Raw genomic sequence first — 12,977 nt, forward strand, 5'->3', positions numbered from 1 at the left:
CAGTTTATGATTCAGACTGCAGTTTTTCATATACTAATTTTGCGACTGATTTTGGCACATATGCCTCTAATTGCGCCATATCCGCTTCACGCATTTTTTTTACTGAACCGAACGCTTTTAATAGCGTCCGCTTTCGCTTCTCACCAACTCCAGGGATATCGTCTAACTGTGATTGAAAGAAACTTTTTGATCGCGTTTGTCTGTGAAACGTAATCGCAAATCGGTGGACTTCGTCTTGAATACGTTGTAGCAAATAAAATTCAAGACTATCTCGCTTTAACGGTACAATTTCCGGAGGGTTCCCCATTAACAGTTGTGAGGTTTTGTGTTTAACATCTTTCGCCAATCCGCAAACAGGAATAGTTAACCCAAGCTCGTCTTCCAGTACTTCTTTTGCAGCAGAAATTTGTCCACTTCCTCCATCAATGACGACCAGATCTGGCAACGGAGCTTCTTCTTTTAACAAGCGAAGATAGCGTCTACGTACGACTTCTCTCATGGATCCGTAGTCATCTGGACCTTCTACCGTTTTTATTTTGTATTTACGATAGTATTTACGTGCTGGCTTTCCGTCGATAAACGTGACCATCGCAGAAACCGGGTCAACACCTTGAATATTCGAATTATCAAACGCCTCAATTCGATATGGCGTATGAATATTCATCGCCGTTCCTAAACGTTCTACGGCTTTAATCGTCCGTTCCTCATCACGCTCAATTAACGAAAATTTCTCCTTCAGCGCAATTGCAGCATTTTCTTCCGCTAAATCAAGCAAAGATTTTTTTTGCCCTCTTTTTGGCTGTGTCACTTTGATTTCTAAAAGCTCTGTAAGCAATTCAGCATCTACAGTCTCAGACACAAACACTTCTTTAGGCTTTACGTGATTTTTTTCCAAATAAAATTGGGCAATGAACGTGAGTAGCTCTTCGGTTGCCTCTTGATAAATAGGAAATAATGAAACATCTCGCTCAATTAATCGTCCTTGACGAACAAAGAATACTTGTACGCACATCCAACCTTTGTCATACGTAAAGCCAAATACATCCCGGTCTGATTGATCGGTGAACGACATTTTTTGTTTCTCCATGACCTTGTCCATGTGAATAAGCGTATCTCTCAGTTCTTGGGCTCGTTCAAAATCAAGCTTCTCCGCCGCTTCCGTCATCTTCGTTTGTAGACTTTCTTTAATTTCCGTATGACCATATTTAAGAAAACGCGTAATTTCTTGAATCATTTCTTGGTTTTGTTTATCTGTCACTTCATACACACAAGGCGCGAGACATTGACCGATATGGTAGTACAAACAAACAGAATCAGGCATTTTCCGGCATTTTCTTAGTGGGTAAAGCCGATCTAACAACTTTTTCGTTTCTGAAGCGGCTCCAGCATTCGGATAAGGACCGAAATACTTTCCACCATCTTTTTTTACTTGCCGCGTAATGACAAGGCGAGGGTGTTTTTCGTTCGTGATTTTAATGTATGGAAAGCTTTTATCGTCTTTCAACAAAACATTATACTTAGGATCATGCTTTTTAATTAACGTCAGCTCAAGAATTAACGCTTCTATATTAGTAGAGGTGACAATGTATTCAAAATCATGAATTTCTGAAACCAAACGCTGTGTTTTCGTATCATGACTTCCCGTAAAGTATGAGCGAACGCGGTTTTTTAACACTTTCGCTTTTCCTACATAAATGATTGTGCCTTGCCTATCTTTCATTAAGTAGCAGCCGGGTTTATCAGGAAGAAGCGGAAGTTTATTTTGAATGGTATCCGTCATAAACAATCCCCCTACGTGTAAAAAAACCGCCTCCCTTTAAAAGAAGGCGGATCGTTTTACATTTGTTTGTTTAGAAGTTCAGCTAGTGCTTCTTTTGGTTGGAAGCCTACTGCTTTATCGACTACTTCACCGTCTTTAAGAACGAGTAATGTTGGAATGCTCATTACGCCGAATTTGCCAGCTGTTTCTTGGTTTTCATCAACGTCGACTTTTACAATCTTCGCTTTATCGCCAAGATCTCCATCTAACTCTTCCAAAACAGGTGCAATCATTTTACAAGGTCCACACCAAGGTGCCCAAAAGTCTACAAGAACGACTCCGTCTTTTGTTTCATCTGCGAAATTTTGATCAGTTGCATTTACAATTGCCATTTTAAAATCCCCTTTCCTTTAAAGCGTACTTAAAGTATAACACTCCAGTTTAAAGCAAGAAAATAATATGCTCGTTATTAGAGTGCCCACTGTTGATTTATGATAAACGATAAAGATTGAAAAGAAAAGTCACTTGCTCACGCAAGTGACTTTATGGTTAGTTTGTAACGAGTACATTGCGTAATTCTTCTGTCAAAAGCGGCACAATTTCAAATAAATCGCCAACTATGCCGTAATCCGCAACATCAAAAATCGGCGCTTCAGGATCTTTATTAATCGCAACAATGACTTTTGAATTTGACATTCCGGCTAAATGCTGGATAGCTCCAGATAAACCAATTGCAAAATACAAGTCTGGCGTTACGACTTTACCTGTTTGCCCGATTTGAAGCGAATAATCACAATACTCGGCATCACACGCACCACGAGAGGCACCAATTGCGCCACCAAGGAGCTCGGCTAATTCTTCAAGAGGTTTAAAGCCATCTTCACTTTTAACACCTCTTCCGCCAGCAACAATGACGTTGGCTTCTGATAAATCGACCCCACCAGTTGCTTTTTTCACAACATCTTTTACGATTGTACGTAGATCTTTAATATCTACAGAAAGGGTTTCAACCTCACCTGTGCTGCCTTCAGTTTTTTCTGGAGCCACAATGTTGTTAGGACGAATCGTTACAATCAGTTTGTCGTTTTCCGTTGTACGCTTCTCGAACGCTTTACCGGAATAAATTGGTCTTATAAATTGGTCATCCTCGATGCCAACAACGTCAGAGAAAAGTGCCGCATCCATCTTTACAGCTAGACGCGGAGAAATATCTTTTCCACTTGACGTGTGACCTAGTACAACCGCATCTGGACTTTCTTTATCGAACACTTGGAGCAATGCTTGCTTATACCCGTCCGTCGTGTAGTGTTTTAATGCATCGTTTTCAACTGCAATGACGCGATCGGCTCCATATGCAAATAACTCTTTTGCTAGATCTTTGATCGCATCTCCAGCTAAAACCGCGACAACTTCGCCACCGTCAGCAATTTGTTTTGCTGCGCCGATCGATTCAAAAGATACATTTCGCAATTCCCCATTTTTTGCTTCTGCAATGACAAGTGTTTTTTTACTCATGTCGTGTACCCTCCTTATATCACTTTTGCTTCAGATCGTAATAATGAAACAAGTTCTTTCACTTGCTCGTTTGGTTCACCTTCTAATTTTTTGCCGGCTTGTTTCTCAGGTGGCAAGTACACTTCGCTCACCGTTGTTTTTGCTTCAACGTCATCTTCATCTACATCTAGATCATCAAGATCAAGTGTTTCAAGAGGTTTCTTCTTCGCTTTCATAATCCCTGGAAGCGACGGATAACGAGGCTCATTTAAACCTTGTTGTGCAGTTACAAGAAGCGGAAGTTGCGCTTCAAGCTTTTCCTCGTCTCCTTCAACATCACGAACGATTGTAGCTGTTTGGCCGTCAATTGAAAGATCAGTAATCGTCGTCACTTGGGCAATATCTAATAGTTCAGCCAAACGTGGACCAACTTGGCCCGATCCACCATCAACTGCAACGTTTCCTGCAAGAATAATGTCAAATTCTTGATCTTTAAAATAAGCGTGTAGTAAAGATGCCGTCGTAAATGGATCGCTTTCTTCTACATCTTCACGGTCTAGTAGAACAGCCTTGTCAGCACCCATTGCCAAAGCCGTACGTAATTGCTTCTCTGCGTCTTCTTCCCCTACTGTCACAACCGTTACTTCGCCACCGTGCTCATCACGAAGTACAAGCGCTTCTTCAACTGCATATTCATCATAAGGGTTAATGATAAATTCAGCTCCATCATCCTGCACTCGGCCATTTGAAATCGAAATTTTCTCCTCTGTGTCAAATGTGCGTTTTAAAATAACATAAATATTCATGCTTGAACCTCCTCTATTAGTTCCCGTTAAAAACAGGTTTTCTTTTTTCCAAAAACGCTTGAACGCCTTCTTTGCGATCCTCGCGCTTAAATACTTCCGCAAACGCATCCCGCTCTTTTTCTAAGCCTACGGTTAACTCATTTTCACTTTCTTGTACAAGTGATAGTGTTTTCTCAACCGTCAAAGGACTTTTCGTTGCAATGACTCTAGCGAGGGACATAGCATGTGAAAAAAGTTCTTCTTCTGGTACGACGTGATTTACGAGACCGAGAAGATACCCTTCTTCTGCGCCAATTGGTTCACTCGTTAGCATAAGTTCAGTCGCTTTTGCTTTCCCAATTAATTTCGGCAAGCGCTGCGTCCCTCCAAAGCCCGGAATTAAGCCCAGATTTAATTCTGGAAGACCTAGCTTTGTTCCTTTTGCTGCTAGACGGATGTGGCAAGCTAAAGCTAATTCAAGCCCTCCACCTAGCGCCGCACCATGAATAGCTGCAATAACAGGCTTTGGTGCGTTTTCAATTTTTGAAAACGTTTCTTGCCCGGTTCGACCGAGTTGAGCAAATTCCTGATCGTCTTTAACATCTGTAAATTCTTTAATATCTGCGCCTGCCGCGAAGAACCTTCCTTCTCCGTTCAGCACGACAACCTTAATCTCTTCATCTTTGTATACGTTTTCAAAAATCTCGTTTAGTTCTGCCATGACTGCTCTTGACAGTGCGTTGGCAGGAGGACGGGTCAACGTTACAACCGCAACACCATCCTCAACTTTCCACGCAACATTCTCCATTCTCTTCAACTCCTCTCCTAGCGTCCAGTTAACCCATGTAAGAGCATTTTTTGGACTGTATGTGTTTGTTTTTTTAGCGAGAACTTCCCTTCAGACATCACCCAATTTGATACAACCTCATCAAGTGTGCCGAAGATCATTTGTCTCGCCAATAAAGGATCTAAGTCGACATAAAACGTGCCGTGCTCTTTCCCTTCTTGTACTATTTCGTCTATTAAGAGAAGATATCCTTTTAAAACTTGATTTATTCTTTGTCTCAATTCTACTTTTGATTGCCTTAATTCCAGCTGGGTCACAACAGCTAGATGATAATCTTTTTCTAGTTGAGAGAAATGAGACGAAATTAATACCTTCAGTTTGTCTTCAATCGTTTTTTCTTTTTCAATTTTAGCCTTGCTTGTCTCGACAAAAGCGCCCATTTTTTCATCAAATAAAGAAATCAAAATATCTTCTTTATTTTTAAAGTATAAATAGATCGTCCCATCTGCTACTCCGGCTTCTTTTGCAATTTTAGAAACTTGCGCTTGATGGAACCCATGCTTCGCAATGACTAGAACAGCAGCATCAATGATTTGATCAAATTTTTGACCTTTACGTTTACTCAATACAATCTCTCCCTGCAACAAACATGAATGAATATTCATTCATAATTTGATTATAATAAATGAGAGCTCTATTGTCAATGATCTAAGAAAAGGTCTCCCTGCTCGCAACTCGCTGAGCAAAGAAACCAGTTTCTCTAGGCTTGCTTTTTTTCCTGCGAGTCTTCCTTTGTTCGTTCTTCATCTAATAATACTCTCTTTAATATTTTACCTGTTAATGTAGCGGGAAGTTCACTTCGAAATTCATACAGCTTCGGTAGCTTAAATGCTGCCATCCGCTTCGCACAATAGGCTTTTAAATCAGCTTCTGTTATTGTTGATCCTTCTTTTAACACAACAAACGCTTTTACTGTTTCACCTCGATATTCATCTGGAACACCGACAACTGCTGCTTGAACAATCTCTTCATGTTCGTATAATACTTCTTCAATTTCCCGTGGATAAATATTATAGCCACTGGCAATAATTAGTTCTTTCTTACGGTCTACAATGTACACATAGCCATCTTCATCCATTTTACCCATGTCGCCACTTTTGAACCAGTCACCATGGAAGGTCTGACTCGTATCTTCTGGCCGATTCCAATATCCAGTCATGACTTGTGGACCTTTTATAAATACCTCACCAATGTCTCCTGTTTCCGCCGGGCCATCTTTCTCAGCTGAATAAATCATAATTTCTGTGTCTGGCCAAGGAATGCCGACACTCCCAGGTTTCCGTTTATCCCAAATTGGGTTTGCACACGCAACAGGTGATGTTTCTGTCAAACCATACCCTTCAACAATTCGACCATTTGTTAATTTTTCGAATTTCTGCTGGACTTCTTGAGGAAGCGCTGCGGCACCACTAATACAGGCGTTAACAGACGTTAAATCATACTCACCAATATCTTCTTGCTTGCACAAAGCAATGTACATGGTTGGCGCACCTGGAAAGAGGGTTACCTTTTGCTTTTCAATCGTCTTTAACACGTCTTTTGGGTTAAACCGAGGTAATAAAACCATCGTTTGACTTTTCATCACCGCAACGTTCATCACCGTCGTCATTCCGTATACATGGAAAAACGGCATCACCCCGAGTACTCTCTCTTTTCCAGGCTCTGCTTTATAAAGCCATGCATCGCATTGCTGTGCATTCACAACTAGATTATAGTGTGTAAGCATCACACCTTTAGCTAATCCTGTTGTACCACCTGTGTATTGAAGCAACGCAAGGTCTGAACTCGAAACAGCCACATTAGGATCTTCTGCCTTACCTTCTTTAATTAGCTTTGTAAAGCTTAATACGCGTTCAGAATACTCAACCTTCACTTTTGGGATGCCTTGTTTTTTTTGTACAAGGGGAAATAATAGCCCTTTAGGAAATGGCAAATAGTCAGGGATGCCCGTTACAATAATTAGCTCAACTGGCGTTTGGTCCATTACTTTTTGCACACGTGGCAGAACGGAATTTAAACAAAGAATAAGTTTAGCACCAGAATCGGAAAGTTGATGCTGCAGCTCCCTCTCTACGTACAATGGGTTCACTTGAACAACGATGCCACCGGCCATTAGAATTCCATAATAACTTATTATTGATTGCGGCGAATTTGGCAACATGACAGCCACACGGTCGCCCTTTTTCACCCCCAGTTTCACAAGTTGATTTGCAAATCGTAACGCTTGATTATGCAAATCTTCATATGTCATTGACTTTCCTAGAAAATGAACAGCCTCATGTTCAGGATACTTTTTGGCAGATTCAGTGAAAAAATATTGCAATGGATGCTCATCATAATTCATTGATTCTTTCACACTCATTGGATAGTGCTTCGTCCATCTTTTTTCAACAGTCTCCATCGTTCTCCTCCTTAATCAGGCTCCTCACAATAGAAATGCATTCTCCTCCCTTCCATTGTATTGTAATCGCTTACAGTTTCCAAATGTTTTTTCTTATTTTTTCTAAAAAATTTCACTTTTCTAGGGCAACTCATAAAAAACGGAAACATGACCGATTAAAATCTGCATCAATTCAGTATTACACCATCGATCAACTTAACCGTACCTATAAAAAAAGACGGGGAAAACCCGTCTCTTTTTCTTAAGCATATATGAGTAAAAAAATGATCCCAGCTAGCGCAAAAATGCCGCAACAAATATATAGTATTCGTATTAAAAGTTTCATAAACAATCCCCTATTGTTTTATTCCCGCTGCAATAACGAATGACAACCCGACCGAAAGCAGAAGTGACAACAAACCAACTGCACGATTATCGTTTCCAATTTCTTCATCGACGTTAAATCCAGGTGTTAAAAATTCAAAAATAAAATAGCTAAATAGTAAAAGCGTAAACCCAAAACCACCCCACAAAAGCATCGTGATAAGAGATTCTGTCTGCTGAATGGCAGTCGCGAAGATGTTTGCGACACCAAACATCTTCCCTCCTGTTGCCATTGCTACTGCAACATTGCCTTTTTTTATTTCTTCCCAGTTATTATACTTTGTCACCGTTTCGAAAATGGCTAAAAAAACAATCAGCATTAAAATGGTTACACTATAGTTAGCAATCGTCAAGATCCATTCATTTGACAATAAGCGTTCCATTTACACGAGCCCCCTATTTTAATTCCACTACCGTATTGCCGATCCCGCCTTCATTCATTCCACCATCTCTAGATGATTTAATTCGGGGATGATTTGCGACGAGTTGTTTAACCCCTTTACGTAACGCACCCGTGCCTTTTCCGTGAATGATTGAGACTTGGTGATAACCAGCGAGCAATGCATCATCAATATATTTTTCAATTTTATTCATCGCTTCATCGTAGCGGACACCACGTAGATCCAGTTCTGATTTTACATGCGCGTCATTACCACGGATGGTTGTAATGGTCTTTTGGGCTTCTTGTGCTTTCGGCTGATCAAGTACGTGCATATCATCTAGCGCAACCGTCATTTTCATGATACCTAGCTGAACTTGATAATCGGTCTCATTAATTTTTTTGAGTACTGTCCCTTTTTGGTTAAAACTAATGACTTTTACTTCGTCACCAGCTTTTGGAGTTCTTTTAGCTTTTTCTGCTGCTTTCTTCACTTGCTTTTGTTTTTTATTCAGCTTCGGTGTTGCTTCTGAAAGCTGTTTTCGGGCATCAATAAGCTGATGCTCTTTCACACGATATCCTTCTTTTTGCATATCCCTTAATTCAGATATTATCACGTCCGCTTCTTCTTGAGCATCTGCTACAGCCTTTGCTGCTTTTGCTTCTGCTTCTTCCATCACGCTTTCTTTCATGACTTCAAACTCTTCAAGCTTTTTTTCTAGATCGGATCGCAAGCGCTCTGCTTCAGAACGGATTTTCGTTGCTTCACTCCACTCTCGCTCCGATAATTTCCGGCTATCTTCAAGGGAAGAGATCATATTTTCGACTTGGGTAGAGTCGCTATCAATTTGTAATTTCGCGTCATCAATAATCCCTTCCGCCAAGCCCAATCGTCTTGAGATTGCGAACGCATTGCTTCGTCCAGGTACACCAACAAGCAGGCGGTATGTTGGTCTTAATGTTTCCACATCAAACTCCACACTTGCATTAATAGCCCCTTCGCGGTTAAATGCATACCCTTTTAATTCACTATAGTGGGTGGTCGCAGCTGCTAACGCTCCTTTTTTGTACACATGGTCGAGAATCGAAATGGCGAGGGCAGCCCCTTCGGTAGGGTCGGTCCCTGCTCCAAGCTCATCAAATAAAACAAGGCTTTGAGCATTCATGTCTTCAAGGATTGAAACGATATTTTTCATGTGAGATGAAAAGGTACTTAAGCTCTGTTCAATGGATTGCTCATCTCCGATATCTGCAAATACATGTTCAAACACCGCAAGCTCAGTTTCTTCATTCGCGGGAACATGGAGGCCAGACTGACCCATTAAAGTAAGCAAACCAATTGTCTTTAACGTAACCGTTTTCCCTCCGGTATTTGGTCCGGTGATGACAAGTGACCGAACCTCGTTGCCCATTGCGATATCACTTGGTACCACTTCATCTGTAGGTAGTAATGGATGGCGTGCTTGTCTCAAATCAATTACACCTTGGTCATTTAGTTTCGGCTGAACGGCTTTCATTGATTTCGCGTAATATCCTTTTGCTGCAATAAAGTCTATTTTTGCTACAATATCTACATTCGTCAGCAGTTGCTCAGCTTCTTCTGCTACTTGGGCAGACAGCGCTGTTAAAATTCGCTCAATTTCTCTTTTCTCTTTCGCTTTTGCTTCCGTCAACTGGTTGTTTAGCGTCACGATAGAAGATGGCTCTATAAACAATGTCGCTCCTGACGACGATTGATCGTGAACAATCCCACCAAAGCTACTGCGATATTCTTGTTTTACCGGAACCACGTAACGGTCACCACGAATTGTCACGATCGAATCCGACAACATTTTTCTCGTCCCGCTTGAACGGGTAATGGATTCTAGTTTTGATTTAATCGTTGATTCAAAGCTTCGAATCTGATGACGAATCGTTCGCAATGATTGACTAGCCTGATCTAAAACGGCACCGTAGTCATCTATACATTGTTTAATTTCTTTTTCAAGTGGAGATAAAGGCTCTAGCTCTTGAATCAATTCTTGAAGAAGCGGGACATCGATATGCCCTTCCTCATCAATTTCCTCAAAGAAATAGTTTAGTTGCTTACTCCCGTATAGGGTTCCGGCTATTTCAGTTAGCTCACTAGCGGAAAGAACACCACCAATTGCAGCTCGCTTTACATGCGGTTTAATATCACTAATTCCCCCTAAAGGAATGTGGCCTTTAAGACGGATGACTGTACTCATTTCACCAGTCTCATTTTGCATAAGTTGAACGTTTTCCATACTTGTCGATGGCTGTAATGCTTGTACTTGTTGCTTTCCAAGGCTTGATGCCACAAACGTCATTAGTTGTAACTTCATTTTGTCATATTCTAGTACTCGGAGTACGTGCTCCATGATGAAAGCCTCCTATCTTGCTTTTTCGTAGTTAACCATGAGGATAGTTTCTCTTTTGACCATGTATTTATGATTTGTTCTTGCTTTAGACGTGCTTTCGCTGCTTGGGCGTATCCATATTTTAAATCATCAAGCATCGAGATACGGTGGGCATCTGAATTTATGGAAACCGGTATTCCGACTTCCGCCGCTCGTTTCAACCACTTCACTTCTAAATCAAGTCGATTTGGGTTTGCATTTAACTCAAGTGCGGTGCCCGTTTCTTTTGACCACTGAATAAGTTGCTCTACATCAACGTTATACCCATCTCGTTTTCCAATAAGGCGCCCTGTAGGATGGGCAACTAAATCAACTGCTGGATGGAACATGGCTGCTTTTAATCGAGCCATGATTTGCTCCTCGCTTTGTGAAAATGATGAATGAATGGACGCAATAACAAAATCAACCGATGCTAGTACATCATCTGGATAATCCAAATGACCATCAGGCAAAATATCCATTTCAACCCCGGTAAACACATGCACATTCTTGTTCTCTTTATTCAACTGACGAATGGTTTGATGCTGTTGATTTAAACGTTCGATTGTAAGTCCATTGGCTACCTTTAGAAACTGCGAGTGGTCCGTAATCGCTATATAAGGATAGCCTCTTTCTACTGCAGCCTCAATCATTTCTCCAATTGATTGTGCACCATCACTCCATGTTGTGTGCATATGGAGATCAGATTTGATTTCATAAGAAAAGGTTTGAGGGTCAAGGTCGATTTCTGACCCGTCTTCTCTTGCCTCTGGAGGAATGTAGCCAAGGCCGAAATGTTGAAAAAATGACGTTTCATCCTTGAACGTTAATAGGTCACCTGACTCCATCACTTCTACACCATACTCATTAATCTTTTCCCCTTGTTGCTTCGCTAACTGCCTCATACGAACATTATGATCTTTTGAGCCTGTAAAATGGTGCAAAGCAGTCGCAAATGCATTATCCTCCACTAGTCGAAAATCAACCGAAATTGTATGACGTTCCACTTTTATATCGAGCGAGATTTTCGTATCTCCTTTAGAGATAATATCTGTTATGCCAGTTAATTCGAGCAGCTGTTGTTTAACAACTGTAGGCTCATCTGTAGCGATGATATAATCTAAATCTTTGACAGTTTCTCTTAAACGTCTTAAGCTTCCTGCACGGGAATAGCGAATAATTCCTTTACACTGGTTTAACTGTGCTTCAATATTCGCTGCTATGGGTAAAACAGCTGCTAATGGAAGTCGCTCTGGTCGAACACTCCACGTTTCAATTGCCTGAATGATCTTTTCTTCTGATTTAGCACCAAAGCCTTCTAGCGCCCGAATTTTATTTGTTTGGGCAGCTTGAAGCAGTCCATCTTTGTCTGCGATTCCTAATTCTCGGTATAAGCGACCTACTTTTTTCCCTCCGAGACCTGGAAAATGCATTAATTCTATTAAAGTAGCAGGCAAACTTTCTTGTAATTCAATAAGAACAGTCGATTGACCCGTTTCCTTAAGCTCTTTAATGACTTCAGCGGTTGCTTTTCCAATTCCCGGTAGATCCTGCGGCTTCTCAATTCCTTGAAGTGGACGTTCATCTTTTTCGAGCGCTTGCGCTGCTTTGCGGTACGCTGATATTTTAAAGGCATTTTCACCTTTAATTTCAAGATAAAGGGCAATGTCTTCAAGCGCTTTAATAACTTGTTTTTTATCCATTTGTCTGTCGCTCCTTTACAAAAAAAAGCTCGCTATGCGCGAGCTGTCATTAAAATGAAGGCCTTACCCATAATTCACTTAACCAATCTGATAAATAAGGTGTATGTTCAATCATGATTCCCGCAACAACAGACGATTGAAGCGCGCTTTGAACACCTTCAACTGGAACAACGGTTGCGACGAATAGCAAAATAAATAATAACAGGTAAATTTCCAGAAATCCTAATACGCCACCTAATAGCCGGTTGACGGTTTTTAAAATAGGCAATTGCGAAACGAAGTCTAACATTGAACCAATAATATGCAAGACAATTTTGGTTACAAAAAATAGGATCGCAAACGCAATGGCAGAATAATACACACTTTCTGCATCAAATGATTGAATAATCATCCCAATTGTACCGTCACTCGAAAAATCTGGATAGGGAATATATAATCGAATGGTATTCGCTAATGGCTCATAATAACGCCACGCAATAAAAATTGCTACAAAAAAGCTCACTAAATGGATTAACTGCAGAATAAACCCTCTACGTCTACCAATAAAGAAGCCAAAGAGCAACAACACAAGAATCACTAAACTGAGCATCTTACTCTCCTTCAATATCTCGCTTTAATTTTAAATAGTCATCCGCAATGTTTAACGCTGTTAATACGGATAATTTTGTTGTATCTAAATATGGATTTCTCTTCTTTAATTCATCCATTTTTCCGTCTATATATTTGGCAACCGCTTTGACATGGGCAGTCTGTTCTTCACTTACCACATTATACGTTTGACCTTGAATACGGACTGTCGTCCTCGTTTTATTTTCTTCATTTTCCACGAGAGAACCTCCAAACCGTT

The 12,977-nt window shown here is 40.7% G+C and carries 12 protein-coding genes; all 12 read right to left on the reverse strand.

The genetic code is table 11. From position 1 onward, the window contains the following. Positions 1–4 precede the first annotated feature (4 nt). Positions 5–1,780 carry an excinuclease ABC subunit UvrC gene (gene uvrC, locus ABC361_RS13725; protein ID WP_413074481.1) on the reverse strand — a complete coding sequence of 592 codons (1,776 nt, stop codon included), beginning with the start codon at positions 1,778–1,780 and terminating at the stop codon, positions 5–7. Positions 1,781–1,836: 56 nt separating this feature from the next. Continuing rightward, positions 1,837–2,151, reverse strand: a complete 315-nt coding sequence (trxA, locus tag ABC361_RS13730) for a thioredoxin (RefSeq protein WP_413074482.1) — start codon at positions 2,149–2,151, stop codon at positions 1,837–1,839. Between the two features lie 157 nt (positions 2,152–2,308). Further along, on the reverse strand, positions 2,309–3,274 hold the full coding sequence (locus ABC361_RS13735; RefSeq protein WP_413074483.1) for an electron transfer flavoprotein subunit alpha/FixB family protein: 966 nt from the start codon (positions 3,272–3,274) through the stop codon (positions 2,309–2,311). A gap of 14 nt (positions 3,275–3,288) precedes the next feature. Beyond that, positions 3,289–4,059, reverse strand: a complete 771-nt coding sequence (locus tag ABC361_RS13740) for an electron transfer flavoprotein subunit beta/FixA family protein (protein WP_413074484.1) — start codon at positions 4,057–4,059, stop codon at positions 3,289–3,291. A 16-nt stretch (positions 4,060–4,075) separates the two neighbouring features. Continuing rightward, complete coding sequence (locus ABC361_RS13745; RefSeq protein ID WP_413074485.1) at positions 4,076–4,846, reverse strand: enoyl-CoA hydratase; 771 nt, start codon at positions 4,844–4,846, stop codon at positions 4,076–4,078. A 17-nt stretch (positions 4,847–4,863) separates the two neighbouring features. Continuing rightward, complete coding sequence (gene fadR / locus ABC361_RS13750) at positions 4,864–5,451, reverse strand: fatty acid metabolism transcriptional regulator FadR (RefSeq protein ID WP_413074486.1); 588 nt, start codon at positions 5,449–5,451, stop codon at positions 4,864–4,866. A 134-nt stretch (positions 5,452–5,585) separates the two neighbouring features. Continuing rightward, positions 5,586–7,286: a long-chain-fatty-acid--CoA ligase gene (locus ABC361_RS13755; RefSeq protein WP_413074487.1), complete on the reverse strand. Its 1,701-nt coding sequence runs from the start codon at positions 7,284–7,286 to the stop codon at positions 5,586–5,588. Positions 7,287–7,621: 335 nt separating this feature from the next. Next, entirely contained in the window at positions 7,622–8,032 is a 411-nt protein-coding gene (locus ABC361_RS13760) for a DUF350 domain-containing protein (RefSeq protein WP_413074488.1), read from the reverse strand. Positions 8,033–8,045: 13 nt separating this feature from the next. Further along, entirely contained in the window at positions 8,046–10,409 is a 2,364-nt protein-coding gene (locus ABC361_RS13765) for an endonuclease MutS2 (protein WP_413074489.1), read from the reverse strand. Beyond that, positions 10,385–12,130: a DNA polymerase/3'-5' exonuclease PolX gene (gene polX / locus ABC361_RS13770; RefSeq protein WP_413074490.1), complete on the reverse strand. Its 1,746-nt coding sequence runs from the start codon at positions 12,128–12,130 to the stop codon at positions 10,385–10,387. The genes ABC361_RS13765 and polX overlap by 25 nt, the downstream gene beginning before the upstream one ends. 49 nt (positions 12,131–12,179) lie before the next feature. Further along, complete coding sequence (locus tag ABC361_RS13775; RefSeq protein WP_413074491.1) at positions 12,180–12,719, reverse strand: CvpA family protein; 540 nt, start codon at positions 12,717–12,719, stop codon at positions 12,180–12,182. Between the two features lies 1 nt (position 12,720). Further along, positions 12,721–12,957: a cell division protein ZapA gene (gene zapA, locus ABC361_RS13780; protein ID WP_413074492.1), complete on the reverse strand. Its 237-nt coding sequence runs from the start codon at positions 12,955–12,957 to the stop codon at positions 12,721–12,723. Positions 12,958–12,977: the final 20 nt, after the last annotated feature.

The organism is Shouchella phoenicis, assembly GCF_047238345.1.
In the GTDB taxonomy this organism is placed as follows: Bacteria; Bacillota; Bacilli; order Bacillales; family Bacillaceae_D; genus Shouchella.